Origin of the sequence: Streptomyces sp. NPDC056527, from assembly GCF_042794475.1 — a bacterium.
Lineage (GTDB): Bacteria > Actinomycetota > Actinomycetes > Streptomycetales > Streptomycetaceae > Streptomyces.
In genome coordinates, this window is record NZ_JBHTTQ010000026.1 from 52,764 (window position 1) to 78,355 (window position 25,592).

The 25,592-nt window shown below is 70.5% G+C and carries 21 protein-coding genes, 2 tRNA genes and 1 pseudogene; 6 read left to right on the forward strand and 18 right to left on the reverse strand.

Annotation, left to right across the window (positions count from 1 at the left end; all coding sequences use genetic code 11):
• Positions 1 to 37 precede the first annotated feature (37 nt).
• Positions 38 to 110 (reverse strand) — tRNA-Ala (locus ACFQ7Q_RS15895).
• Positions 111 to 231: 121 nt separating this feature from the next.
• Here ACFQ7Q_RS15895 and ACFQ7Q_RS15900 point away from each other — a divergent pair.
• The gene (locus tag ACFQ7Q_RS15900) at positions 232 to 1,458 is read left to right on the forward strand and encodes a glycosyltransferase 87 family protein (RefSeq protein ID WP_383554832.1); all 1,227 of its coding nucleotides are present in this window, start codon (positions 232 to 234) and stop codon (positions 1,456 to 1,458) included.
• On the opposite strand, the gene ACFQ7Q_RS15905 is transcribed toward ACFQ7Q_RS15900, so the two are convergent.
• The 3 genes from ACFQ7Q_RS15905 to ACFQ7Q_RS15915 form a co-directional block, all read right to left on the reverse strand.
• Complete coding sequence (locus ACFQ7Q_RS15905) at positions 1,437 to 1,670, reverse strand: hypothetical protein (protein WP_137989347.1); 234 nt, start codon at positions 1,668 to 1,670, stop codon at positions 1,437 to 1,439. The genes ACFQ7Q_RS15900 and ACFQ7Q_RS15905 overlap by 22 nt on opposite strands.
• Positions 1,671 to 1,673: 3 nt before the next feature.
• Entirely contained in the window at positions 1,674 to 1,865 is a 192-nt protein-coding gene (locus tag ACFQ7Q_RS15910) for a hypothetical protein (protein ID WP_383554834.1), read from the reverse strand.
• A 71-nt stretch (positions 1,866 to 1,936) separates the two neighbouring features.
• Positions 1,937 to 3,370 (reverse strand): MFS transporter, encoded by a 1,434-nt coding sequence (locus tag ACFQ7Q_RS15915; protein ID WP_383554836.1) that lies wholly within the window; start codon positions 3,368 to 3,370, stop codon positions 1,937 to 1,939.
• A 102-nt stretch (positions 3,371 to 3,472) separates the two neighbouring features.
• On the opposite strand from ACFQ7Q_RS15915, the gene ACFQ7Q_RS15920 reads away from it, so the two are divergent.
• Positions 3,473 to 4,339 (forward strand): helix-turn-helix transcriptional regulator, encoded by an 867-nt coding sequence (locus tag ACFQ7Q_RS15920; RefSeq protein ID WP_383554839.1) that lies wholly within the window; start codon positions 3,473 to 3,475, stop codon positions 4,337 to 4,339.
• Between the two features lie 48 nt (positions 4,340 to 4,387).
• On the opposite strand, the gene ACFQ7Q_RS15925 is transcribed toward ACFQ7Q_RS15920, so the two are convergent.
• The 6 genes from ACFQ7Q_RS15925 to ACFQ7Q_RS15950 form a co-directional block, all read right to left on the reverse strand.
• Positions 4,388 to 4,460: transfer RNA gene (locus ACFQ7Q_RS15925), tRNA-Ala, on the reverse strand.
• An 85-nt stretch (positions 4,461 to 4,545) separates the two neighbouring features.
• Positions 4,546 to 5,199, reverse strand: a complete 654-nt coding sequence (locus tag ACFQ7Q_RS15930; RefSeq protein WP_383554876.1) for a histidine phosphatase family protein — start codon at positions 5,197 to 5,199, stop codon at positions 4,546 to 4,548.
• Positions 5,196 to 5,636, reverse strand: coding sequence for a ribosome silencing factor (rsfS, locus tag ACFQ7Q_RS15935; RefSeq protein ID WP_383554842.1), 441 nt, complete (start codon positions 5,634 to 5,636; stop codon positions 5,196 to 5,198). Before rsfS ends, ACFQ7Q_RS15930 begins: the two co-directional genes overlap by 4 nt.
• 80 nt (positions 5,637 to 5,716) lie before the next feature.
• Positions 5,717 to 7,408: an LCP family protein gene (locus ACFQ7Q_RS15940; RefSeq protein ID WP_383554845.1), complete on the reverse strand. Its 1,692-nt coding sequence runs from the start codon at positions 7,406 to 7,408 to the stop codon at positions 5,717 to 5,719.
• A gap of 19 nt (positions 7,409 to 7,427) precedes the next feature.
• The gene (gene nadD / locus ACFQ7Q_RS15945) at positions 7,428 to 8,048 is read right to left on the reverse strand and encodes a nicotinate-nucleotide adenylyltransferase (protein WP_383554848.1); all 621 of its coding nucleotides are present in this window, start codon (positions 8,046 to 8,048) and stop codon (positions 7,428 to 7,430) included.
• 52 nt (positions 8,049 to 8,100) lie between these two features.
• Positions 8,101 to 8,265 (reverse strand): hypothetical protein, encoded by a 165-nt coding sequence (locus tag ACFQ7Q_RS15950; RefSeq protein ID WP_024756716.1) that lies wholly within the window; start codon positions 8,263 to 8,265, stop codon positions 8,101 to 8,103.
• 227 nt (positions 8,266 to 8,492) lie between these two features.
• On the opposite strand from ACFQ7Q_RS15950, the gene ACFQ7Q_RS15955 reads away from it, so the two are divergent.
• The gene (locus tag ACFQ7Q_RS15955) at positions 8,493 to 9,593 is read left to right on the forward strand and encodes a M48 family metallopeptidase (protein WP_383554851.1); all 1,101 of its coding nucleotides are present in this window, start codon (positions 8,493 to 8,495) and stop codon (positions 9,591 to 9,593) included.
• Here ACFQ7Q_RS15955 and ACFQ7Q_RS15960 read toward each other — a convergent pair.
• The 8 genes and pseudogenes from ACFQ7Q_RS15960 to ACFQ7Q_RS15995 all read right to left on the reverse strand — a co-directional run bounded on the left by ACFQ7Q_RS15960 (position 9,578) and on the right by ACFQ7Q_RS15995 (position 19,117).
• Positions 9,578 to 10,657, reverse strand: a complete 1,080-nt coding sequence (locus tag ACFQ7Q_RS15960) for a hypothetical protein (RefSeq protein WP_383554853.1) — start codon at positions 10,655 to 10,657, stop codon at positions 9,578 to 9,580. The genes ACFQ7Q_RS15955 and ACFQ7Q_RS15960 overlap by 16 nt on opposite strands.
• Before the next feature lie 99 nt (positions 10,658 to 10,756).
• Positions 10,757 to 11,356, reverse strand: a complete 600-nt coding sequence (locus tag ACFQ7Q_RS15965; protein ID WP_383554856.1) for a hypothetical protein — start codon at positions 11,354 to 11,356, stop codon at positions 10,757 to 10,759.
• 113 nt (positions 11,357 to 11,469) lie between these two features.
• On the reverse strand, positions 11,470 to 12,753 hold the full coding sequence (locus tag ACFQ7Q_RS15970) for a glutamate-5-semialdehyde dehydrogenase (protein ID WP_383554858.1): 1,284 nt from the start codon (positions 12,751 to 12,753) through the stop codon (positions 11,470 to 11,472).
• A gap of 118 nt (positions 12,754 to 12,871) precedes the next feature.
• Positions 12,872 to 13,351: a hypothetical protein gene (locus ACFQ7Q_RS15975; protein WP_383554860.1), complete on the reverse strand. Its 480-nt coding sequence runs from the start codon at positions 13,349 to 13,351 to the stop codon at positions 12,872 to 12,874.
• A gap of 306 nt (positions 13,352 to 13,657) precedes the next feature.
• Entirely contained in the window at positions 13,658 to 14,785 is a 1,128-nt protein-coding gene (gene proB, locus ACFQ7Q_RS15980; protein WP_383554862.1) for a glutamate 5-kinase, read from the reverse strand.
• Between the two features lie 341 nt (positions 14,786 to 15,126).
• Positions 15,127 to 15,507, reverse strand: a pseudogene (locus ACFQ7Q_RS15985) (GtrA family protein); the annotation flags it as partial.
• Positions 15,507 to 16,508: a glycosyltransferase family 2 protein gene (locus tag ACFQ7Q_RS15990; protein ID WP_383554864.1), complete on the reverse strand. Its 1,002-nt coding sequence runs from the start codon at positions 16,506 to 16,508 to the stop codon at positions 15,507 to 15,509. The gene ACFQ7Q_RS15990 and the pseudogene ACFQ7Q_RS15985, both read right to left, overlap by 1 nt.
• Positions 16,505 to 19,117, reverse strand: coding sequence for a YfhO family protein (locus tag ACFQ7Q_RS15995; protein ID WP_383554867.1), 2,613 nt, complete (start codon positions 19,115 to 19,117; stop codon positions 16,505 to 16,507). Before ACFQ7Q_RS15995 ends, ACFQ7Q_RS15990 begins: the two co-directional genes overlap by 4 nt.
• A 318-nt stretch (positions 19,118 to 19,435) precedes the next feature.
• On the opposite strand from ACFQ7Q_RS15995, the gene ACFQ7Q_RS16000 reads away from it, so the two are divergent.
• The 3 genes from ACFQ7Q_RS16000 to ACFQ7Q_RS16010 all read left to right on the forward strand — a co-directional run bounded on the left by ACFQ7Q_RS16000 (position 19,436) and on the right by ACFQ7Q_RS16010 (position 25,533).
• Positions 19,436 to 22,306 (forward strand): CDP-glycerol glycerophosphotransferase family protein, encoded by a 2,871-nt coding sequence (locus ACFQ7Q_RS16000; RefSeq protein WP_383554869.1) that lies wholly within the window; start codon positions 19,436 to 19,438, stop codon positions 22,304 to 22,306.
• A gap of 62 nt (positions 22,307 to 22,368) precedes the next feature.
• On the forward strand, positions 22,369 to 23,475 hold the full coding sequence (locus tag ACFQ7Q_RS16005; protein ID WP_383554880.1) for a glycosyltransferase: 1,107 nt from the start codon (positions 22,369 to 22,371) through the stop codon (positions 23,473 to 23,475).
• Positions 23,476 to 23,649: 174 nt separating this feature from the next.
• Positions 23,650 to 25,533: a glycosyltransferase family 2 protein gene (locus ACFQ7Q_RS16010; RefSeq protein WP_383554871.1), complete on the forward strand. Its 1,884-nt coding sequence runs from the start codon at positions 23,650 to 23,652 to the stop codon at positions 25,531 to 25,533.
• Positions 25,534 to 25,592 lie beyond the last annotated feature (59 nt).

A 25,592-nucleotide genomic window follows, 5' to 3' on the forward strand; every position in this document is an offset into this window, starting at 1 on the left:
GGATCATCCGATTCGGATGATCCGCTTCTTCTTTCTGTGGAGCTAAGGAGAATTGAACTCCTGACCTCCTGCATGCCATGCAGGCGCTCTACCAACTGAGCTATAGCCCCTTGCTGTCCGCCCCGTTCCGGGTTTCCCCCGCGGCGACAGACAGAACATTAACCGGCCCCCCGGGGGATCACCAAATCGATTTCCCGGACGGTCCGGGGGTGCCCGGTAGGGTCCCCCTCTGTGACCGTGTCCGTGCTCGTCAGAACCCGCGCCCGCCGGTGGCCACTCGCCACTGCCGCGGCAGCCTGTCTCGTGTCGTTCATAGCCTTCTGGGTGGCCCAACGGGTCGCCCACGTGAACATGCTCGACGTGATGGTCTACCGGGCGGAGGGGGAGACCGTCCGGGCCGGGGGCGACCTCTACGCGATGCGCGCCACCTCGGCGAACCTCGCCATGACCTACCCGCCCTTCGCGGGGCTGCTGTTCGTCCCCCTGACCTTCGTCGGCGTTCCGCTGATGCGGACGCTGGCGACGGCCGGGAACCTGCTGCTCGTGGTCGCGCTGGTCCAGCTCTCGCTCCAGCTCGTCCGCCCGTCCCTCTCGCGGGAGCGGCTCTGGCAGGCCACGTTCCTGGTGGCGGCGGTCGTGGTCTGGTGCGAGCCGGTGTGGACGACGCTGCGGTACGGGCAGATCAATCTGCTCGTCGCGGTGGCGGTGCTGTGGGACTTCACACGCCGTGAGGGCAACCGCTGGGCGGGCCTCGGCATCGGTCTGGCGACTGCGGTGAAGCTCACACCCGGTCTGTTCGTCGTGTTCCTCCTGGTCGCCGGCCTGCTCCTGTGGCGCCGCGAGAGGGTCTGGAACCAGTGGCTGCGCACGGCGGCCACGGCGACCGCGGTGTTCCTCGGGGCGACCCTGATGAGCGCGCTGGTCCTGCCGTACGACTCCAAGCGCTTCTGGACCGGGACGCTCTTCGAGACCGGCCGGGTCGGCTTCGCGGAGGAGACCGCCAACCAGTCGTTGCGCGGGGTGCTCGCGCGGCTGATGCACACCGACGACCCGGGCATGTGGTGGGCGTTGGTCGCGGCCATGCTCGGTGGTGCGGCCATGGCCCTCGCGGTGCGGGCCGCGCTGCGCGGGGACAAGGCCCTGGCCGTGATCGTCTGCGCCGTGACGGCGCTGATGATCAGCCCGATCTCCTGGTCCCACCACTGGGTGTGGTGCGTCCCGCTGCTCGTCCTGCTCGTGGACCGCCGCGACCGCGTGCGGCCCGGCTGGGCGGTGGCCGCGGTGGCACTGGCCTTCGCCTCGTTCGCGCTGTGGTGGGTGCCGCACGACCCGGGGCGTCCGGAACTCGACCAGAACCCGGGTCAGATGCTGCTCTCGGCGATCTACCCGCTGACCGCGACCGCCCTGTTCCTCGGGTACGGCCTCAACCGATGGCGTCAGGCCGTGGCGAAGGAGTAGAAGCGCTTGAGGGTGCAGTGCTCGTCGAGGAGTCGACCGTAGATCGGCTCCCCCTCGAGTTCGCGGTAGGTCTCGATCGGGTCGCCCTTTATGATCAGCGCCCTCGCGCACTCCTCGCACCAGTACTGGTACTCGGTGTTGACCGGGTCCATGTCCCGGACAATGGGCGTACCGCTGCCGCACCAGTCGCACTTCCGCCTGTGTGCACCCATCAATCAGCTCCAGCTGTGGCCGCAGGACGTGCACACAAAGGACACTCCGCCGTTGTCGCCGAGCACTTGGACGACCCGGGCGGAACCGCACGGGGGGCAGTCGAGCGCCGCTCCGGTCCCCTGGACCGCGGCGCGGTCCTCGACGGGCTCGGCGACGGCATCGGTCTCGGCACCCTCGGCACCGCTCGCGGCCATCGCACACTCCCTCCCGTCCGGACCCTCGTACCCCTCCGGCCGTCCGATTCTGCCATGGCCCCGCAAGGGGGTCAGCGAGCTCGGTGCACCAGGGCGGCCGACGCGCCCAAGATCGATGCGGCGGCCAGGGCGAGTGCGCACGCCGACAGCGCGTCGGCGGAGTCATGCGCCCCCGGCGTATGCAGCCGAGCGAGGAAGAGTGTGCCGAAGCTCGCGACGCCGATCAGCTGGCCGAGCTGGGTGACGGTGGCGAGCAGCCCACTGGCGTCGGCGGCCTCCTCGGGTCGTACGCGGGCGAGCGCACCGGTCAGGGCCGGGCTGAAGGCCAGCGCGAGCCCGGCGCCCATGGCGGCGAGTGCCGGGTAGAGCCCCCAGCCTCCCGCGTCGCCGCCCCTGAGGACGCCGCCCATGGCCACCGAGGCGACGGCGGCCAGCAGGAAGCCGCCGGGGATCAGGAGGCGCTGCAGGCGGGCGGGCCAGCGCCGCCAGGTGAGGCCGACCACACCGAAGGCCGCGGCGGCCGGCGCGAGGGTCAGCCCGGCGCGCAGGGCGCTGTGTCCGAGCCCTCCCTGCAGATGCAGGGTGATGGTGAAGAGGAAACCGGCGTTGACGGCCATCGCCACGGCGATCTCGAACGCGGCCCGTCCGATGCCCGGGATGCGCAGGACGCGCGGGGCGATGAGGGGTGCACCGCCCCGGCGCGCGAGCCGGGACTCGTAGGCGCCGAAAGCCGCGAGGGCCGCCGCGGAGCACGTGAGCGAGATCCAGGCCCACAGCGGCCAGTCCTGCTCCTGCCCGAGGACCAGGGGGACCGTGAGCAGCGAGACGGCGGCGGCCAGCAGGACGAGCCCGGGCAGGTCGAGGGAGCGGGCGCGTGCGGGCTCGGTGTGCGCGTCGCGCGGCAGGACCCGGGCGCCCAGGACCAGCAGGGCGAGTCCGATGGGCACGTTGACGAGGAAGACCGGCCGCCAGCTGCTGCCGAACAGGTCGGCGCTGACGAGGATGCCACCGACGACCTGGCCGGCCGCGGCGCCGGTGGCGAGCACCGCGGAGTACGCGCCGAGGGCGCGGACGCGGCCCTCACCGGTGAAGTTCCGCTGGATGAGGCTGAGCACCTGAGGGATCATCAGGGCCGCCCCGGCGCCCTGGACCAGCCGGAAGGCGATCAGCTGACGCGTTCCCGCGGCCAGTCCGCAGGCGAGCGAGGCCGCCGTGAAGACGGCGAGCCCGAGCAGATACGTCCGCCGGTGCCCGAGCCGGTCGCCGAGCCGCGCGCCGGTGATCAGCAGGACCGCGTAGGCGATGGTGTATCCGGCGATGACGAGCTGAAGTCCCGCCCCGGAGGCGGACAGTTCGGTGCGGATGGTGGGAGCGGCGACATTGACGATGAAGACGTCGAGCAGTGCCATGAACTGGGCCGCGAGAACCACCCCGAGCAGCGCGCCGGGCCGGTTGTCGGTGCGACCGTCTTTACTGAGTACGGGCCGTGTTGGGGTCGTCGTCATACGAGGCAGCGTGACGAGGATTCGATACGGGTAACGAGAGCCCGCCGATGCTGGTACTGACACCACCTGGCAACGGCGGCACGGGGACTCGACCATGGGGGTGTGACGACTTTGGCAGCACCGACACAGCGGCGCCGCCGACCGGAGCTGGCGGCGTTCCTGCGCAGCCGCCGGGCGCGGGTGACTCCGGAGGACGTGGGCATGCCGCCCGGCCTGCGCCGCCGTACGCCCGGGCTGCGCCGCGAGGAGGTCGCCCAGCTCTCCGGCGTCGGCGTCACCTGGTACACCTGGCTGGAGCAGGGACGCCCGATCAACGCCTCCGCCCAGGTGCTCGACGCGGTCGCCCGCACGCTGCGGCTCGACCGGCCCGAGCGCGAGCACCTGTACCACCTGGCCGAGGTGCCGTTCGCGCCCGACCGGGGCGCCGAGGCCGTCGAGACGGTCGGCCCCGAGCTCCAGGGGATCCTGGACGCCCTGGTCCCGCGTCCGGCGGTGGTCTACAACAGCCGGTACGACGTGCTGGCGACCAACTCGATGTACCGGGCGCTGTTCTCTGATCCGCAGCACACCCCCTTCGGGTTCCGCAACGTGCTGTGGACGCTCTTCACGATGGACGAGGACCGCTGTCCGCTCGTCGACAAGGGGCGGGAGCTTCCGTTGATGGTCGCCCAGATGCGCGGCGCGTACGGGAGGCACGTGGGCGAGCCGGTCTGGGAGTCGTTCGTGCGGCGGCTCTCGGAGGCCAGCCCCGACTTCGCCCGGCTCTGGCGCAGTGGCGACGTCGTACCGCCGGGAAGCCAGATCAAGACCTTCCGTCACGACACCGTGGGAGAGCTGCGGATGACGTCGCTGTCGCTCTCCATCAACGGGATGCCGGAGTGCCGGATCGTGGCCTACACGCCGAACGACGAGGAGAGCGGTCGCGCGATGGCCACGCTGCATGCCGAGGCGGTGGACGACTGGCAGTGACGGAAACGACGAATCCCGCCCCCTGGTGGGGACGGGATTCGGTGACTGTGGAGCTAAGGAGAATTGAACTCCTGACCTCCTGCATGCCATGCAGGCGCTCTACCAACTGAGCTATAGCCCCTCGTGTTCTCTGCGCTCCGCGCTGCGAACAAGAAGAACTCTAGCCTGTGACCTGCCGGAAAGTGAAATCCGGGTCTGCGGGCGACTCAGTCGTCGTCGCCGAGGACCGGCTCGGGCAGCGTGCCCGCGTTGTGCTCCAGGAGCCGCCAGCCGCGCGCGCCCTCGCCGAGGACGGACCAGCAGCAGTTGGAGAGCCCGCCGAGGCTCTCCCAGTGGTGCGCCTCCATGCCGAGCAGCCGGCCGATGGTGGTGCGGATCGTGCCGCCGTGGCTCACCACGACCAGCGTGCCGTCCTCGGGCAGCTTGTCGGCGTGCTCCAGGACCACCGGAGCGGCCCGGTCGGCGACCTCGGTCTCCAGTTCGCCGCCGCCCCTGCGCACGGGCTCGCCGCGCTTCCAGGCGGCGTACTGCTCGCCGTAGCGCGCCACGATCTCGTCGTGGGTCAGCCCCTGCCACTCCCCCGCGTACGTCTCGCGCAGGGCGGAGTCGTACGCGACGGGGTGGCCGGTGAGCACGGCGAGCTCGCCGGCGGTGGCCGTGGCCCGCTTCAGGTCGGAGGCGATGATCGCGTCCGGCTTCAGCGAGGCGAGCAGCCGGGCGGACCGGCGGGCCTGGGCCACGCCGGTCTCGGTCAGCTCGATGTCCGTGGAGCCCTGGAAACGGCGCTCCAGGTTCCACGACGTCTGACCGTGCCGCCACAGGACGATACGGCGGCCGCTGCCGCCCTTGGTGGTGCTCAGCTCAGCTCACCGTCCGTCTCGTCGGCGGCACCCGTCAGCGCGGCGTGCTCGGCGGCCTTGCCGCGGGTCTTCAGGGCGTCCTCGGGCAGCGGCAGCTCGGGGCAGTCCTTCCAGAGCCGCTCCAGGGCGTAGAAGACACGCTCCTCACTGTGCTGGACGTGGACGACGATGTCGACGTAGTCCAGGAGGATCCAGCGGGCGTCGCGGTCGCCCTCACGGCGCACCGGCTTGGCGCCGAGCTCCTTGTTGAGCCGCTCCTCGATCTCGTCGACGATCGACTTGACCTGGCGGTCGTTGGGTGCGGAGGCGAGCAGGAAGGCGTCGGTGATCGACAGCACATCGCTGACGTCGTACGCGATGATGTCGTGCGCGAGCCGGTCGGCCGCCGCCTGGGCGGCGGCGTTGACGAGCTCGATGGAGCGATCCGTGGCGGTCACAAGCAGGCTTTCGTCGGCGGTCAGAGACACATCAAGGGTCTCACGTACCGCCGACCGCCCCGCAAACCATTACGAGCAGGTCACTTCTTGCTCCCGGGGATCTTGTAATCCTCGCCCAGGACCACCGTGACGGCGCCGTTCCCGGCGGTCTCGCCGTTCTTGACCGCGCTCTCCGGCAGGCCCAGGGTCTTGGCCACCTCGCCGGCCGTCGCCTTCTGCGCGTCGTCACCGTAGAGGACCTGCGACTTCTCCTCGGTCTCCGCCTTGGCGCCGCCCACGAAGGCGAAGCCTCCGTTGATCAGGACGACCCTGGCGGCCTCGGTCGCGTCCTTGCCGGTGGCGTCCCGGATCGCGACACGGACCGCGCTGCCCGCGTCGGGCGCGCTGACCTTGCCGCCGAGGATGTCCTTGACCACGCTGTCGGCCGCGCCCCGGCCCAGCGAACCGTCCTGCTCCACCGGGAGCACCGCCGTCTTGTAGTCGCCGCCCTTGGCGTGCTCGGCCAGCTTGGCGAGCGAGGCCCCGAGGTCCTTCTCCGGCAGCGAGGGATCGAGGATCTGGGCGAGGGTCTCGACGGTGACCGTGGCGGCCTTGGGGTCGTCGGACATCTTCCGCAGCACCCCGTAGACGACCTGACCGAAGCGCTGCAGCTGCTTGGCCTCGGCCTCGCCGGGCCCGCGGTAGGTCGCGTAGGCGACGGCCGCTCGACCGTTGAGCGTCTGGTTCTCGCCCTTGGCGACGAGCGGGTCCTCGCCCTTCTTGGCGCCGGGCACCTCGGTGTCGGTGGTGATGTCGATGTTGCTGACCAGCTCGACCAGGTTCTCCAGGTACGGGGTGTCGAGCCGCCACGTTCCGGTGATCTTCGTGCCGAGGAGGTTGCCGATGGCTTCGCGGGTGCCGCTGGAGCCGTCGTCCTCGACGGATTTGGCGAGGGTGGTCGCGGAGCCCTCGTCGTTGGCGACGGAGAGTGCGTTGGGCAGCAGGACGGTCGTGCCCTGCTTGGTCGTGGTGTTGTCCACGAGCAGGGCGGTGCTGGTGCCGCCGCCCTTGGTGTCGTGGAGGTGGACGACGATGGTGTCCCGCTTCTGCGGTCCGGACGCGGTGTTCTGCTTCTGCTCCTCGCCGGACAGGCCGGGGAGCTTGCCCGCGGACCAGAGGTAGCCGACGCCGCCGACGGCGGCGACGACCAGGGCCACGACCAGGGCGACGACCCGGTTGCGGCCGCGCCGCCTGGCCTCCTCGCGCCGCTCGGAGCGGCTCTCGGTGAACTTCAGCCAGTCGATGACGTCTTCGGAGTCCTCGTCGGGCTCCTCGATGAACGAGAACTGCTCGGTGCGGTAGTCCCGGCCGTCGGCGCTGTCGTCCGGCGCGGGACGCTGCCCGGGCACGCCCGCGGGCGCGGCCACCGGGGCACGCGGCGGGGCCGCCGGGGCGGGGGCCGCTTCGCCCTGCACGGCCCACTGCTGCCCGGTGTCGTACGAGGCGTACGGGTCGTATCCGCGCTGCTGCCCGTACGGGTCGTACTGAGGCTGCTGCTGCTGCGGCTGCTGGGGCTGCTGGGGCTGCTGCTGGACCGGCTGCCCGTAGGCGTCGTAGCCGTAGCCCTGCTGCTGGGCGTGCTGCTGGCCGTGCTGCTGCTGTTGCTGCGCGTACGGGTCGTACTGCTGCTGTGCCTGCGGTGGGACCTGCTGGTACACCGGCTGCCCGTACTCGTCGTAGCCGATGATCTGCGGCTGCGGGTAGTACGGGTCGTACGGGTTCTGTTCGTTCACCGGTGCCCCTCTCCGAGGCTCACTCGCCGCGGTACAACTGGCGCTTGTCGATGTAGCGCACCACGCCGTCCGGCACCAGGTACCAGACGGGGTCGCCCTGCGCGACCCTAGCCCGGCAGTCTGTGGAGGAGATCGCCAGCGCAGGAACCTCGACGAGCGAGACCCCGCCCTTGGGCAGTCCGTCGTCCGTGAGGTCATGGCCCGGTCGGGTGACGCCGATGAAGTGGGCGAGCGAGAAGAGTTCCTCCGCGTCGCGCCACGTGAGGATCTGCGACAGCGCGTCGGCCCCGGTGATGAAGAAGAGGTCCGAGTCGCTGTTGAGGGAGCGCAGGTCCCGCAGGGTGTCGATGGTGTACGTCGCCCCGCCGCGGTCGATGTCGATACGGCTGACCGAGAACTGCGGGTTGGACGCGGTGGCGATGACCGTCATCAGATACCGGTCCTCGGGCGCCGATACGGCCTTGTGGCTCTTCTGCCACGGCTTCCCGGTCGGCACGAACACCACCTCGTCGAGGTGGAACAGGGCGGCCACCTCGCTGGCGGCCACCAGGTGTCCGTGGTGGATCGGGTCGAACGTTCCGCCCATCACGCCGAGTCGGCGCTTGCCGCGGCCGCCAGTAGGCACTTCCTGCTCTCCCATGCGTGCAGAGCCTACTGGCACCGCTTCGAACGTCCGATCCGCGGTCGCCGGCTCAGCGGTCGCGGTTGAAGCGGGTGGTGATCCACAGCAGCAGAAGCAGCGCGCCGAACGCGCCGAAACCGGTGAGGTACGGGTTGAGGCTGTCGTGGTTGCCACCGTGCTCGGCGGCGCCCTCGGCGAGCGAGACCAGGTTGGCGGCGGTGCTGTGGAGGCTCATCGTCAGCAGGACCTATCGATCGGGGATGGGAGCGGAGACTTCGCGCACATCGTATGCGGGCGGTCCGGGCACGCTCACGCCGACTCAGTCGTTGTCAGGGCGGTCGTACTCCACGGTTGTCCGCTGTGCCCGAGTTATCCACAGGCTCCGGCGTCCGGTGGGCCCCAGCACCTAGTCTGGGATTCGTCAGGGGGACGAGCAAGGTCTCGTACGAACAGGGGGCATCCATGACCGAGAAGACCGACAACGGCGGCGGGAACGTGCCGAGCAGGCAGCGCAAGCGCTTCCCCGGCATTTCCTCACGGGCCTACGAGCATCCGGCCGACCGCTCCGCGCTCGTCGCGCTGCGCAAGCTCACCGGCTTCGACACGGTCTTCAAGGCGCTCAGCGGGCTGTTGCCCGAGCGCAGTCTTCGACTGCTGTTCCTCTCCGACTCCGTGCGGGTGAGCGACGCGCAGTTCACGCACCTCAACGACATGCTGAGGGACGCGTGTTACATCCTGGACCTGGAGAAGGTCCCGCCGATGTACGTCACGCAGGACCCGAAGCCGAACGCGATGTGCATCGGCCTGGACGAGCCGATCATCGTGGTCACCACCGGCCTCGTGGAGCTGCTCGACGAGGAGGAGATGCGGGCGGTCGTCGGCCACGAGGTGGGCCACGCCCTCTCGGGTCACTCCGTGTACCGCACGATCCTTCTCTTCCTCACCAACCTGGCGCTGAAGATCGCCTGGATCCCGCTGGGCAACGTCGCGATCATGGCGATCGTGACGGCGCTGCGGGAGTGGTTCCGCAAGTCCGAGCTCTCGGCGGACCGCGCGGGGCTCCTCGTGGGCCAGGACCTCCAGGCTTCGATGCGCGGTCTGATGAAGATCGCCGGCGGCAACCATCTGCACGAGATGAACGTGGACGCGTTCCTCGCGCAGGCCGACGAGTACGAGAAGGGCGGCGACCTGCGGGACTCCGTCCTGAAGATCCTCAATGTGCTCCCGCGTTCGCACCCGTTCACCACCGTCCGGGCGGCCGAGCTGAAGAAGTGGTCCGAGACCCGCGACTACCAGCGGATCATGGACGGGCACTATCCGCGGCGGGATGAGGACAAGGACACCTCGGTGACCGACTCCTTCCGGGAATCCGCGGGGCATTACGCCGAATCGGTGCGCACCAGCAAGGATCCGCTGATGAAGCTCGTCGGTGACATAGCCGGTGGCGCGGGCGATCTCGCGGGCGACCTGAGCGGGAAGCTGCGGGACCGGTTCGGCGGCGGGGCCTCGCGGGGCGACGCCGGCGGTGCGTCTGCCGATGGCACCGCTCAGAGCGAGGGCTGAGCGCTCGGGTCCAGGGTTCCGCAGAGCGAGGCGACGGCGGGCCGGCCCGTGGCGTACGGGTCGGTGACCGCCGGGTCTCCGGAGGCCGAGGTCCGCTCGCCCGCCAGGAGCGGCCGGAGCGAGCCGCTGGTGTCGGCGCCGCATGCCTGCGGGCCTGCCTGGACGGTGCTGGTCAGCAGTTCGGCACGGTGCATCCGCAGGTCCTCGCGGTCGAAGCGGAAGTGCATCTCGCGGTGGACGGTGAAGAGGGATGCCTGGCCCACCGGCCCGGCGCCCGAGGTCGCGGGGCGCAGGGCGTAGGTGAACGTGTGGTCGGTGGTGACCTCCAGCATGTCGGTGCCCGTCTCCGCGAAGCGGAGGGTGCCCTCGACCCGGATCGCCGGGTCGGCCAGGGCCACCTTGGCCGGGTCGAACCGCACCAGCCAGCCGGACACCGCGTGGCGGCCGTCGTCGAGCGAGGACTCGACGCTCTGGTCGAACTGCGCCAGCTGGTCGGGGTCGAGCAGCAGCCGGGCGGGGCGGACCGTCACGCCGGCCAGCACATCGGGCTCCAGGGAGGAGGCCACGAGATAGTCCTTCGCGATCGTCAGGGCGGTCACCACCTGGCTCTCCGAGAAGTGGGTGGTGCGTCCGGCGACCGGGAAGTTGATGCCGGCGGCTCCGGTGCGGTACTCGGCGGCGGGGCTGTGGGCGAACAGCCGGTCGGGCTGACCACCGGCCACCCGGCCCTGGGGGGCCAGCGGGACCAGGGTGATCCGCAGCGGTTCGGCGCGTTGGTCCAGCGGGGGCTGGTAGGGGTTGCGGACGCCGAGATAGATGGCCGTTCCGAAGGCGAGGAGGATCAGCAGCACCAGCAGCACGGCCTGGCGGGAGCCGCTTCTGGGCTCCCCGGTGGAGCGGGAGCGCACGGCCTGGGAGTGCTCCCCCATCCGCTCCTCGGCGGAGAACTCCTGGAGCCGGGCAGCACGGACGAACGACTCGTCGAAGACGACGGATCGGTACTCGTCCTCACCACCGCCGGGGTCGGGTGCCGGCCCCTCAGGCGGGTCGCCACGCCCTGCCATACCTTCAGAGTAGGTCTGCGGAAGCCCTGGTAAACGCCCAGGTACACGACAAGTTCGGAAGATTTCCGACGCGTGGTGCTCCCTCCGGGGCCGGAGGGCTCAGGGAGTGCGCGGAACGGCGGAGACGGGGGGCGCCGAGTACTCGGCGGAGGCCGAGGGCGCGGTGACCGCGGGAGGGACGGCGCGCGGCTTGTCGATGCCGGTGGTCGCGGGTGCCGGCACCTGGTCCTGGCGGTTGGCGGAGGCGCCGCGGTAGACCGCGGTGAAGGCGAGGGCGACCATGCCGACGCCCATCACGAGGGCCAGCACCCAGGCGACCGGCCGGTGCCAGCGGGCACTGCCCCGGTAGGGGCGCAGGGCGCCGCCGTGGCGTCCGTACGGCCCGGAGTCGTCGTCGGGGTCGTACGGGTCGTAGCCGTCGGCGTAGGGGCTGCTGAAGGGGTCCGAGGGGTCGTAGCCGTCCTCGTAGAGCTCGTCGTCGCCCGGTCCTCCGCCGGCCCTGGCGCGAGCGGCCTCAGCCTCCGCGCGGGCCTGTGCGGCCGCCAGCAGTCGCTCCACGGCGGTCGGCTCATGGACCTCGGCTGCCCGTACGAAGTCCTCGTCGAACACCACGGTGGCGAAGTCCTCGTCCGCGCCCCCGCGGTCGTCGTCAGGCTCCCAGCCGTCCGGGAACGGCTTGCCCCCCACGTCGTCCGGCACGGATTCAGAGTAGACCTGGGAGGTGGTTTTGGGCAGGGAGAGTGCGAACTATCCCTGCCCGTCCCGCTCCCCCGGGGCCCCGCGGGAGCGGGGCCGAACGAGGGAATCGGGGGTTAACGCGTGTGGCCGTCGCCGGTGACGATGTACTTCGTGGAGGTCAGCTCGGGCAGGCCCATGGGCCCGCGGGCGTGCAGTTTCTGCGTCGAGATGCCGATCTCGGCGCCGAAGCCGAACTGGCCCCCGTCGGTGAAGCGGGTGGACGCGTTGACGGCGACCGTCGTGGAGTCGACCAGCTGGGTGAAGCGGCGGGCGGCGGCCTGCGAGGTGGTGACGATCGCCTCGGTGTGGCCGGAGGACCAGAGCCGGATGTGCTCGACGGCCTTGTCGAGCGAGTCGACGACGGCGGCGGCGATGTCGTAGGAGAGGTACTCGGTCTCCCAGTCCTCCGGGGTCGCGGGGACGACGGTGGCCTTGGAGCCCTCGGCGTGGGCCAGGATCCGCTCGTCGGCGTGGACGGTGACGCCGGCGTCGGCGAGGGCGGCGAGCGCACGGGGCAGGAAGGCCTCGGCGATGTCCTTGTGGACGAGGAGGGTCTCGGCGGCGTTGCAGACGCTGGGCCGCTGCGCCTTGGAGTTGATCAGGATGTCGACGGCCATGTCGAGGTCGGCCTGGGCGTCGACGTAGACGTGGCAGTTGCCCGTGCCGGTCTCGATGACCGGGACCGTGGACTCCTCGACGACCGTGCGGATGAGGGAGGCGCCGCCGCGCGGGATGAGGACGTCGACCAGGCCGCGGGCGCGCATCAGCTCGCGCACGGACTCGCGGGACTCGCCGGGGACGAGCTGGATGGCGTCGGCGGGCAGGCCGGCGCCGCCGATGGCGTCGCGCAGGACCTTCACCAGGGCGGTGTTGGAGGCGTACGCGGAGGACGAGCCGCGGAGCAGGACGGCGTTGCCGGACTTGAGGCAGAGGGCGGCCGCGTCCACGGTCACGTTCGGCCGCGCCTCGTAGATGATGCCGACGACGCCGAGCGGGACGCGGACCTGACGCAGGTCGATGCCGTTCGGGAGGGTCGAGCCGCGGACGACCTCGCCGACCGGGTCGGGCAGTGCGGCCACGTCACGGACGTCGGCTGCGATGGCCCGTACCCGCTCCGGGGTGAGGGTGAGCCGGTCGATGATCGACTCGCTGGTGCCGGCCTCGCGGGCGCGGGCGACGTCCTCGGCGTTGGCCTCGACGATCTCCGCGGCACGGACCTCCAGGGCGTCCGCGATGGCGAGCAGGGCGTCGTCCTTCGCCGCGCGCGGAAGTGGCGCGATTTCGGCGGCGGCCCCGCGGGCCTGGTAGGCGGCCCTGGTGACCGGGGACAGGTTGTCGAGGGGCGTGAGCGAGGTCATGTCCGCAGGGTACTGGCACCCCTGCGGACATCCCGCACGTATCCCGTACGTATCCCGCACTGCGAGACACCTCCGGGGGCGAGGCGCCCGTCGGCCCGTTTCGGGCCGTTCCGGCCCGTCAGTACGGGTGGACACCCACCGGGGCGGCCGGCGGCGGACCGTAGCCCTCGGCGATGCGCAGGTGGTAGGTCTCGCGGTCGATGACCTCCAGGCCGACGATCTCCCACGGCGGCAGCTTGGCGGTCTGCCGGTGCTCACCCCACAGCCGCAGCGCGACCGCCGCGGCGTCGTGCAGGTCACGGGCCTCTTCCCAGTAGCGGATCTCCGCGTGATCATTGGCGTAGCGACTGGTCAGCAGGAAGGGATGGTCGTGGGCGAGCTGCTCCAGGGCGCGCCTGACCTCCTTCAGTGGGGCCTCGGCCCCCGAGACGCTGAGGGTGATGTGCCAGAGCTTCGAGGCGACCACCGCCCGCTCCTCAACGCGTGCCTCAGCTGTCTCGGTGTCCTGCCCCTCGTCGAAGTCGGCTCCGGCCTCGACACTGGTCAGGGCGCGTTCGGCAGTCCCGCGGGGCGGTGCCCCTGGGCGCGCTCGTCTCACCGGCGGCCTCCTGTTTGATGCGTGTGGTGCTGTACCCCGCCTTGTCTTGCCCCCGAGACAAAGTTGACCAGCCCGAGGCGGCACGTGGGGCGGTTTTGGTAAAGGTCTCTACCGGATGGCCGGACTTTCAGCCGTTTCCCCACACCCCGACCGCCACCCCGGCACACCCCCGGCACACACCCCCGACGCCACCCCATCGCCACCTCGCCGTAACCCGATGATCAGACCGGGTTCGGCCGGTGGCCGGACGGCCCGCGTCAGCCCCTGACGACCACCAGGTCGTCCCGGTTGACCGGACAGCCCGCGTCAGCCCCCGACGACCACCAGGTCGTCCCGGTGGACGACCTCCCGCTCGTACTCCGGGCCGAGTTCCCTGGCGAGCTCGGGCGTGGAGCGGCCGAGCATCCGGGGGATCTCCTTGGCGTCGAAGTTGACGAGGCCGCGGGCGACGGCCCGGCCCTGGGTGTCGCGGAGCTCGACCGGGTCACCGGCCACGAACTCCCCCTCGACCGCGGCGATCCCGGCCGCGAGCAGCGACTTCTTGCCCTCGACGACGGCACGTACGGCCCCTTCGTCGAGGGTCAGCGAGCCCTGCGGGGTCGAGGCGTGGGCCAGCCAGAGCAGCCGGTCGGCGGAGCGGCGGCCTGTGCGGTGGAAGTACGTACCGGTGTCGCGGCCGGTCAGGGCGTCGGCGGCACGGCTGGCGGAGGTGAGGACCACGGGAATCCCCGCGGCGGCGGCGATCCGGGCGGCCTCGACCTTGGTGACCATGCCGCCGGTGCCGACCCCGGCCTTGCCCGCGGTGCCGATCTCGACATGGGCGATGTCCTCGGGGCCCGCCACCTCGGCGATCCGCGAGGTGCCCGGCTTGGACGGGTCCCCGTCGTAGAGCCCGTCGACGTCCGAGAGCAGCACCAGCAGGTCGGCTCGGACGAGATGGGCGACCAGGGCGGCGAGCCGGTCGTTGTCGCCGAAGCGGATCTCGTCCGTGGCGACCGTGTCGTTCTCGTTGACGACCGGCAGCGCGCCCATGGCGAGGAGCTGGTCGAGGGTCCGGTAGGCGTTGCGGTAGTGGGCGCGGCGGCTGGTGTCGTCGGTGGTGAGGAGCACCTGTCCCACGCGTACGCCGTACCGCGCGAAGGAGGCGGTGTAGCGGGCGACCAGGAGGCCCTGGCCGACGCTGGCGGCGGCCTGCTGGCGGGCGAGGTCCTTGGGGCGGCGGGTGAGGCCGAGCGGGGCGAGGCCGGCGGCGATGGCACCGGAGGAGACCAGGACGATCTCCTTCTCCCCGCCGCTGCGGACCTTGGAGAGGACGTCGACGAGGGCGTCGACCCGGTCGGCGTCGAGGCCACCGGAGGCGGTGGTCAGTGAGGACGAGCCGACCTTGACGACGATCCTGCGGGCTTCCGTCACGTACTGCCTTGCCACTGTCACCTGTACCGCCGTCACCTGCGTCGCCTCATTCGGATGTCACGCGTCGCGCTCTCCCCGCCGCGACTGCCAGGCAATCTACGCGAGGCGGGGCGGCCGCCGCCCGTCCATTCCGGTGGATGGAACGGGCGGACGGTGGTGCGAGGCGGGTCGGCGGAGGTCTCCGCTCAGCGGGTCCTGACGGGCTTCGACGCGGCCCCGGCCCCGTCGGCGGGACCGGTCCCTCCGGCGTCCCCGCCCCCGGCCGTACCGGCGTCCGCGCCACCGCCGGCACCAGCCTCCGGGCCCCCGGCGGCACCGGCGTCCGCACCGGCATGCGTCCCCGCGCCCGTGCCCGCCTCCTCGCCCTTCTTCCCACTCGTCACGAGGATCTTCCGCGACAGGAGATAGGTGAACGGGATGGCCACGACGGCGGCGACCAGCGGCGCGATCCGGTCGTCCATTCCTGCCCAGGTCACCAGGGCGTAGAGGCCGACGCTCTGCACCAGGTAGTTGGTGACGTTGGTGAGCGGGAAGAGCGCGAACTTCTTCCAGGTGGGCCGGGTGCGGTAGGTGAAGTAGGTGTTCAGGAAGAACGAGCCGATCATGCTGAGCACGAAGGCGATGGAGTAGGCGGCGAAGTACGGCATCCACGGGTGCAGCAGCAGATAACAGCCGTAGAACGTCCCGGTGTTTACCCCGCCCACCAGGCCGAATCGGACGATCTGGCCGAGCTGACCACGCATTACATCTCCCGGTCGGTCGCGACCAGGCTGACGCGCTCGCCGCCGGCCGCGCGACGACCGCGGTCACCGCCCGTGAAGGAGCGGTGGGTCTCCCTCACGAGGAAGTGCGGCCGGCGCTTGGTCTCGTAGTAGATACGGCCGATGTACTCGCCGATCAGGCCCAGCATGATCATCTGGACGCCCCCGAGACCCACGATGATCGCCACGAGGGTCACATAGCCGGGGGCGCTGACGCCCTGGGTGAGGGCGGTCACGGTGATCCAGACCGCGTACAGCGCGGCCACTCCGACGAGGGTAAGACCCAGCCAGATCGCGATGCGCAGCGGCCTGTTGTTGAAGGAGATCAGCCCGTCCATGCCGTAGTTGAGCAGGGAGCCGAACTTCCACTTCGTCTCGCCCGCCTCACGCGCGGCGTTCTCGTAGTCGAAGGTGACGGTGTCGAAGCCGATCCAGGAGAAGAGCCCCTTGGAGAAGCGGTTGTACTCGGGCAGCGACAGCAGCGCGTCGACGGCCGGGCGGGAGAGCATACGGAAGTCTCCCACGCCGTCGGTGAGTTCGACGTCGACCCATTTGTTGACGGCGCGGTAGTAGAGCCTGCTGAGGGCGGAGCGGACCTTCTTGTCGCCCTCGCGGGTACGGCGGGCGATGATCTGGTCGTGGCCGCGCTCGTACAGCTCCAGCATCCGGGCGATGAGCTCCGGCGGGTGCTGGAGATCCGCGTCCATGATCACGACGGCGTCGCCGGAGGCCTCGCGGAGCCCGGCGAGCATCGCGGCCTCCTTGCCGAAGTTCCGGCTGAAGGAGACGTAGCGGGTCTTCTGGGCGAACTCGGCGGCGATGGCGCGCAGCCGGAGGGCGGTGCCGTCGCTGCTGCCGTCGTCGACGTAGCAGAGCTCGTAGTCGACGGGCAGATCGGCGAGGACCTCACGGATCCGGGTGTCGAACCGGTCGATCACCGCTTCTTCGTTGAAGCAGGGCACAACGACGGAGATCTTGGTCATGAGCGTCGGCTCCTGGACATCGAGCGAGGAGTACGGGTGCGAAGGGCGTGTCCCACGGCGACGGCGAGGAGCAGCGCGGCGGCCGCTCCGCTCGCCGCGAGTCCGAGCCGCAACCCGGGGGTGTGGAAGGAGCAGGACAGCCGAGAGGCGCCGTCTCCCAGGTCGACGGCCATCAGTCCGCCGAGCGTCCGGGGCGCGCGGGCCTGGCCGCCGTCGACGGAGCAGCGCCAGCCGGTGGCGGCCGGCACGGAGACGATCGCGGTGCCCTTGGTTCCGGGCGCGAACGTGGCGCTGATGCCGTGTCCGGTCGCCTCGACACGCTCGGGCCCGGTGGTGCGCAGCTGCCGTACGGTCCGCTCGAGGGCGGACCGGTCGAGGCAGCCGAGGGGGTTCCGCGGGATGAACTGTCCCCGGTTCGAGTGGATCTTGACGTTGACCCTGCCGTCGGCCGGCACGGCCCCGAGGGGGATCAGCGGGATGCTGGTCATCGGGTACTTGCCGGCGGTCTTGACGGTCTTGCCGAACGCCTTGATCCGTCCGTCCAGCCATGGCACGTGCAGGTAGGCCTCCGTGCCCGGGGTGCAGACCGCGGTGAAGGTGGCGCCGGCGCCGCGCGGCCGATCGGCCTTGAGCGGCCAGCCGCGGCCCGTGACGAGCGCGGTGTCCGCGCCGCCGGCCGTTATGGCACCGGCCCGGACGAACGCGGGCACCTCGTAGACCTTGGCGCCCAGCACGCGCTCCTGGCGGGCGAAGACGGTGGCGTCGCGGGTGGTTCCGTCCAGGGGCGCGCCGGGCGGACGCAGTGTGACGACGGGCGGCGCGGCGGCGGTCCGCTGGACGAATCCGTTCGGCCCGGGTGCCCGTTCGAGGTAGCTGCTCACGCCCATGATCGCGCGGCCGACCGGGTCGTTGAAGCTGTTCGTGTGGCGGCCCTGGATGAACCAGCCGGCACCGAGTCCCTGCAGGCTTTCGGCCGTGGCCGCCGGCAGATAGCTGCTGTAGTAGCGGCCACCCTGGCCGGCCAGCAGCATGGGGTCGTTGGCGGCGAACCCGTTCGGTCCCGTCTCGGTCCGGCTCGCGGGCCACGCGTCGGCGGCCTTCAGCTGGTCGTAGGCGGCGCGCGTCGCGGCGTCGTAGGTGCGCTTGGGCTTCCACCAGTCGTGGGCGTCGCGGAGCCGGGTGGTGGACAGGACGGTGTACGTCGAGGAGAGGAAGACGGCACCGGCCAGGGCGGCGGTCAGCCACGCGCGTACCCGGCGGTCCGCCCGGTGGTGGTGCAGCGCGATGAGCAGGGCGAGGAAGACGAGTCCGCCGGCGGCGAGGATCCAGGGGCCGCGGGTCATGTACTTCGCGCCGCCGGCGCAGGCGGCCAGGATCAGGACCACCGCGGCACCGCGGAGGAGCTCTTTGGGGCGCGGCCGACGGGCGAGCGCCAGCCAGGCGACGCACACGAGGACGGCAGTGAGGGCGATCGAGGCGCGGTAGGGGTTGCCGTTGGGCATGGCCAGTCCGTGCCAGAGCAGGATCGTGGGCTGCCAGACCAGCGAGGCGGCCATGGCCACGGTCAGGCCCAGCCACACGAACCGCTCCTTGAGCGGCACCCGGCCGATGAAGGGGTAGGTGGCGACCAGGAGCAGCGCGAGCATCCCGACGGAGACGCGCGGCGCTCCGGCGGCCAGCCCGCCGGGGAACAGGTGCGCCACGTAGTCGGTGACGGCCGACCCCTTGTAGACGACCTCGGGCGCGGGCTGGGACAGCTTGCTCGCCTTGAGGCTCACGGTGAGCACCGGGGCGGCCAGCAGCACTCCGGTGACGGTCATGGAGGCGCCGCGTGCGAGGACGCGGACGCGCTCCGCGGCGGGCCGCCCGTCCAGAAGCACCCGGACCAGCAGCACCAGGGCCATCGCGATGGTGGCCATGGCGGCGGTGTAGAAGTTGCCGGCCCAGCAGACGGTCACGAGCAGGGCGCCGAGCACCCAGCGGCGGCGGTCGAGGCACCAGTCGTAGGCGATGCCCAGGAGCGGGAAGGCGACCAGGCCCCACATCCACATGGGGTCGGAGAAGCCGTCCGAGATCATCCAGGCGCTCAGCGCGAATCCGACGGAGAGAAGGGCGCGCAGCCAGGGGCTGCCCGCATGGAGGCGCCCCAGGAAGACGGTCATCAGGCCGGCGGCCAGCCCGACGCTGAAAAGGGTGACCAGGAACACGGGGAACTCGAGGCTGTCCCGGGGAAAGAGCCCGACGAGCCACGAGAACGGGTTCATCAAATAAGTGAAGAAGTCCGCAAGAAACGGTGTGCCGAAACCGCTTGCCCAGTTGAAGAAGAGATCTCCGCTGGTGTCGCCGTGCATCAGGTCACGAAGGCGGGCGTGGAACGGCACGAACTGATTGCCGAGGTCGTTCACCGCCCGGGAGCGGCCACCGAAGGGATAGGTGCCCTGAAGGGCCATGGCCAGGCAGTACGCGCCCATGGACACCAGGGCGGCGAACCAGGACGCGACGAGCTGGGATCTTCGGTTCCGCCGGGGCTCCCGGACCGCCGTCGCATCCGGCGCGGAGGGGTCGGCCTCATGACGTCGAGCGACCGTGTCGGGTGAGGGCATCTGCATGGGGGCCTTCCAGTGGGTTCCGTACTCCTGAGTGCCCCCCACACCCCGGATGTCCCACTTAGTTCCCATTCGTACCGTACCGTCACCCTCTGTCAGGAAATGGTTACATAAAGAGGCTAAGGCCTCATCTGCACGCATCTGCAAGACGGAGACGGAGCCGAACGGGTTGCCCCTTAAAATCGACGAATCCGATCGAGAAGAGTGATCTCGATCGCACAGGCCCGGGCTTGTCGCCCGGACGCCTCCCAGACCACCGGACCGTCGGAAAGTGAACGCGAGGTACCGTTGAGGCAGCCTGCGCAAGACAAGTGGATCGAGGTGCCAGTGCCTGACGTCTCAGTGATCGTCATCGCCTACAACGACGCGGAGCGTCTTCCCACGGCCGTGCGATCGGTATTGGACCAGACACTGCAGAGCGTCGAAGTCGTGATCGTCGACGACTGCAGCAAGGACCGCACCTTCGAAGTAGCCCAGGAACTGGCAGCCGCTCACCCGGAGCAGGTCCGGGCTTTCCAGCTGCCTCAGAACAGTGGCGGCTGCGGAGCGCCGCGCAACTACGGCATTGAGCGTGCCGCCGGCAAGTACGTCATGTTCCTCGACAGTGACGACGTGCTGGAGCGCAACGCCTGCCGGAACATGCTGGACGCGGCCGAGCGGACCGGCTCCGACCTGGTCTCCGGACTCTGTGTGCGCGTCCACCTGGACAGCCGGCACCAGAAGACGACCGAGTGGTACCCCTGGATCTACTCGCAGACCCGGACGATCGATTCCGTCGCCGACCTGCCCGACCTGCTCGTCTTCGACACTCTCTCCACGAACAAGTGCTACCGCCGTGAGTTCCTGCTGGAGCAGGGGCTCGAATTCCCGGTCGGCATCCACTACGAGGACCTGCTCTTCTCCGCGCAGGCGTATGTCGCCGCGAGCCGGATCACGCTGATCCCGAACCAGGTCTACTTCTGGAACGTGCAGGAGAGCGCGGCCGCCAAGTCGATCAGCAACAGGCGCCACGAGATCGCCAACTTCGTCCACCGCATGGAAATACACCGCCGGGTGGACGCCCTGCTGGAGAGCAAGGGCTATGAGGACCTGAAGTTCCGCAAGGACATCAAGTTCCTCAAGCACGACCTCGTCCTGCATCTGCGCGACCTGCCGCAGATGGGCGAGGAGTACCGGCGCGAGTTCGCCGAGCTGGCCAACGGGTACCTCTCCACGATCGACCCGAAGGCCTACGACGAGGTCCAGCCCCTGCACGCCATCTGTGCCTATCTGCTGAGCAAGGAGGACTGGGACAACCTGCTCCCGGCCACCGAGGCGCTCGCGAACAAGGGACGGCTGACCTCGCCGCTGATCGAGCACGAGGGCCAGATCTTCTGGTGCGGGCAGCACTTCGACGACCCCGACGCCCGCCGGATCCTGGACGTCACCTCGGCGGGCTACCACACACGGCCGCTGGCCTCCCTCGCCCTGGGCAACCGGCTCGCCTCGTACGAAGGCGGCGACGGAACGGTCCGCCTGGCCGGCGCCGTGGTCAACCCGCTCGGACGGATCAAGGAGGGCGCCAAGCTCTCCGCCGTACTGGAGTTCCAGGCCCGCCGCAAGATCGGCGTGCGCGCGTTCCGCTTCCCCGTCACCTCTCTGCGCCGGACCGACTCGGCGATCGAGTGGGAGGCCGAGGCGGACATCACGCGCAAGGTGCGTCCGCTGGGCATCATCGACGCGGTCTGGGACGTGCGTCTGCTCCTCACCGTCGACGGTGACAAGATCAGCACCCGGGTGGGCGTCGGCAGCGTCGAGCTGGACGAGCGCCGCACGGTGCGGGTGCGCCCGCGGCTGACCCGACTGGTCTCGGACCGTTTCGCGCCCGAGGTGACCAAGAAGGGCAACCTGTCCTACGTCCTCACCTCCGAGGGCAAGGCGTCCGTCCGTACGTCCGCGATGATCGAGGGCGCGATGCACGGCCGCACGGCCGGCCTGGCCAAGACCGGCCTGCGCCGGCTCCTCAAGGCCCGTCGCAGCCTCAAGTCCGGCGAGACCAAGCTGCGCGTCTACCACGACGTGTACAGCAAGCTGCCGATCCGCAAGGGACTGGTGGTCTTCGAGAGCCACCTCGGCAAGCAGTACAGCGACAGCCCGAAGGCGATCTACGAGGAGCTGCGCCGCCAGGGCGTGGCGTTCGAGGCCGTGTGGTCCTACGCGGGCGCCAGGCCGACCGGCTTCCCCAAGGACGCCACGCTGGTGAAGCGCTGGAGCTGGCAGTACCTGCGCGCGCTCGCGCAGGCCGAGTTCTGGGTCGACAACCAGGGCTTCCCGCTCAAGCTGACCAAGCGCCCCGGGACGACGTACATCCAGACGTGGCACGGCTCCGCGCTCAAGCGCATGGGCTTCCACGAGCCGGGCACCAAGATGCAGGGCCGGGCCGGACAGGACTCCTTCCAGAAGTCCCTCGACCGGTTCGACCACTTCCTGATCCGCTCGGAGCACGACGTCCAGACGCTGGCGAAGGCCTTCAGGCTCAAGGACGACGTCCTGCTGACCGCCGGGTACCCGCGCAACGACGCCCTGGTCGCGGCCCGGGCGAAGGAGACGGAGACCGGCGAGCGCACGCGTGGCCCTCTCGCGGCCGAGCTGGGCATCGCCCCGGAGAAGACGGTGCTCCTGTACGCGCCGACGTTCCGGGCCAACCCCGGCGGAGGCGTACGCAGCTTCGAGCTGCCCTTCGACGTGGAGGAGTTCGCCGACCGCTTCGGCGACACGCACACCCTGCTGATCAGGTCGCACTACCTGAACAACCTCACGTTGCCGCCGTCCGTGCGTGGCCGCGTCATCGACGTGACGCACCAGCACGACATCACCCCGCTGCTGGAACTCGCGGACGGCCTGATCACCGACTACTCCTCGGTGATGTTCGACTACGGGCTGCTCGACCGGCCGATGATCTTCTTCACGTACGACTACGAGGAGTACGCGAAGGAGAGCCGTGGCACCTACTTCGACCTGAAGGAGAAGGCGCCCGGACCCGTGGTCTCCGACGAGAGCGAGCTCTTCTCGGCGGTCTCCCACCTCAAGGACGAGGCCGACGCCAAGTACTCGGCGGCGCGGGAGCGGTTCAACGCCGAGTTCAGCTCCTACGACCGGGGCGACGCGGCCCGTCAGATCGTCGCCAAGTTCTTCACCAGGAGCGGTAAGTGACCGAGCAGACCGCCGTGTCCGGCGGCCGTGACATCTTCTTCGTGTCCAACAGCGTCGACGAGATGGGTGGCGTGACCACCTGGACGCACCAGATGGCGCGGCAGTTCGCCGACCGCGACCACCAGGTGCACGTCGTCGGCATCGTCCCCGCCCCGGAGGGCAGGCGCCAGGAGTTCCCCGGCGACCTGCCGTACGGGACGACCACGCTCTACGACGCGCACCCCCCGCAGGTGCGCTCGCTGCGCGGGGTCAAGGGCAAGCTCAACGCGGCCGAGCGGCTCCGCCACCGGGCCCGCGCCGCCGGTATGCGGGAGCAGGCCGAGAAGCTGACGGCGCTGTTCGCCGGCGCCCGCCCGGGCTCCGTCGTGATCGTCACCCAGGTCTGGGCGATGGAGTGGGTGGCGCTCGCCGACACCAAGGGCCTCATCGTCATCGGCATGAGCCACGAGTCGCACGAGGCCAGTGCCGCGTCCTCGCGCCTGGCCCGCGTCAAGCGCTACTACAAGGACGTCGACCGGCTCCTCGTCCTCACCCCCGGCGACGCGGACCTCTGGATCCGCGACGGGATGGACAACGTCGGCCATCTGCCGAACCCGCTGCCCTTCATGCCCGAGGCCCCGGCCCCGCGCAGCGAGAACGTGGTCGCCTGCATCGGCCGCCTCTCGCACGAGAAGGGCGTGGACATGCTGCTGGACAGCTGGTCCGAGGTCGCGTCCCGCCACCCCGAGTGGAAGCTCCGGATCTACGGAGCGGGCGACGAGGAGGCGGAGCTTCGCCGCCACTGCACCTCGCTGGGTCTGGACGACTCGGTGGAGTGGATGGGCCGGACGAACGACGTGCTGGGCGCGCTGCAGGGCGCCTCGATCTTCGCCCAGGCCAGCCGCGCCGAGGGCTTCCCGATCACCCTGCTCGAAGCCATGGCCGCGGGTGTGCCCTGCGCCGCGTTCGACTGCGCGCCGGGCGTCCGCGAGATCATCGAGGACGGTGAGGACGGGCTCCTCGCGAAGACCGGCAACACCATCGAGCTCGGCGGGCACATCAGCACGCTGATCTCCGACGCCGATCTCCGCAACCGCATGGGCGACGCCGCCTGGCGCAACGTACGGCGTTACTCCGGTGAGGAGATCACCGATCGCTGGGAAGCGCTCTTCCGCTTCCTGGAACGCTGAACACGGCGTCCTGAACGTTCGTACGAGAGGCGGGGTGCTCCTCCAGGAGGGGCACCCCGCCTCTCGTACGCGGGTCCGAAGACCTCTGGCCGCCCCTTCGTGCCGCGTGCTAGCGTCCGCCTCACCAGGGCGGATTCCCCTGCCGGACCCCCAGCCAAGCCGAGAGGGAATCGCATGGCATCCCGAATATCAGTGATCGTTCCGGTGCACAACACTGAGCGATACCTGGAGCGCTGCTTCGGGTCCGTTGCCGATCAATCGTTGTCGCAGGACCTCATCGAGGTCATCGCCGTCGACGACGGCTCCTCCGACGGCAGCGGCGCCTGGCTCGACGCCTGGGCCCGCACCCACGACAACGTGCGGGTGATCCACCAGCCGCCGTCCGGAGGCGCCGGCCGCCCTCGCAACGTCGGCATCGAGCAGGCGAAGGGCGACTTCCTCTTCTTCCTCGACTCCGACGACTACCTCGGCGTCGAGGCGCTCGAGCGGCTGCTGCGGATGGCGGACGAGCAGGATTCGGACATCGTGTACGGCAGGATCGTCGGCATCGGCGGCCGCCCGGCCCCCGTCGACCTGCGGACCACCAGTCCCGAGGTGAGCATCTTCCACTCCCCCGTGTACTGGACGCTCGCGGCGTACAAGCTGTGGCGCCGCACCCTCGTCGAGGAGTACGAGCTGCGGTTCACCGAGGCCCGGCTTCTGGGCGAGGACGTGCCCTTCGCCGTCCACGGTCTGCTGCACGCCCGCAAGGTCTCGGTCGTCGCCGACTACGACTGCTACTACCTGGAGGGCCGCGGCGACGGGACCAACGCCAGCCAGCAGGATGTCGACTGGGTCGCGCAGCTGGAGTACGTGAGCGGCATCCTCGGGATGGTCGCCGACCACGTGCCCGCCGGACCCGAGCGCGACAAGCTCATGGAGCGGCACTTCCACGGCGAGGTCCTCGGCATGTTCGGCGCGCCGTACCTCGCGCGCGACGAAGAGGGCCGAAGAGCCATGGCCGAGGCGGCCCGCCCGCTGTGCCAGGAGTGGCTCACCGACGGCGTTTCCGAGGCCCTGCCGCCCCGGCTGCGACTGCGCGCGCACTGTCTGCGCGAGGGGATGACCGACCGGCTCACCGCGATCATCGAGGCGGACGTCGAGCGGGAACTCGGCCCCGCCGTGATCGAGGGCGACAGCGCCTACGCCGCCTACCCATTCTTCCGCGACCCCGACGCCGCGATCCCGGACGCCTGCTACGACGTCACCTCGCGCGTCGTGCTGCGCCAGGAAGTCACCTCGTACACCTGGGACGGTCCGGTGCTCCGGCTGTCCGGCAAAGCCCGGCTCGACGGCCTCGGGGACCCGGCCGGCCAGGAGGTCGGCTTGGTACTGGGACGCCAGGGCGTGACGTACACGGTGCCCGCGACGAACGAGAACGGCGTGTACACCGCCGCCGTCGACGTCAGCCGGGCCGCCGACGGCGCTCCGCTGGCCGAGGGCGTCTGGACGCTGCGGGTCGCCGTGGCGTCCGGAACGCTGCGCAAGCAGGCCTGGCTGCCCCGCCCCGCGGACGCGGCCTACGACGCCGCCCCGCAATCGGAGATCGTGCGCGCGGAGGACGGCCCGATCGCGGTGGCGGTCTTCCATTCGGAAGCCCACCAGCACGTCAACCTCGACATAGGCGCCACCCGCTTCCCGCTCGGCCGTGACGCGCGCGGAGCGGTGAACAGCGGCTTCTTCGGCCGGAGCGACCTGGAGTTCGCGGTGACCGTGCCGGGCTGGTCCGCCCCTTCGGCGCGGCTGCTGCTCACGGCGCCGAACCGGGAGCCGCTGCTGGTCGCGGGCGCGGAGAGCGTGGACGGCGACGGCCGCATTCAGGCCCGGATACCGCTTCAGCGGGTCCCCGCCGGAAACTGGAACGCACGGATCCATCTGGAGGACGGCGCGTTCACCCGAGACCTGCCGATCGCCGACCCCGAGGGCGAGCCGCTGCGCCTCTCGATTCCGCAGCAGCCGCTGCGGCGGCTGGGCTCCAAGGCCAAGAGGGTGGCGTACCGGGCACTGCGCAACCACTGACACGCACGGCGGACGCCGGTCCGCCGGGGGAACGGCCGAGGGCCGGGGAGATGCTCCCC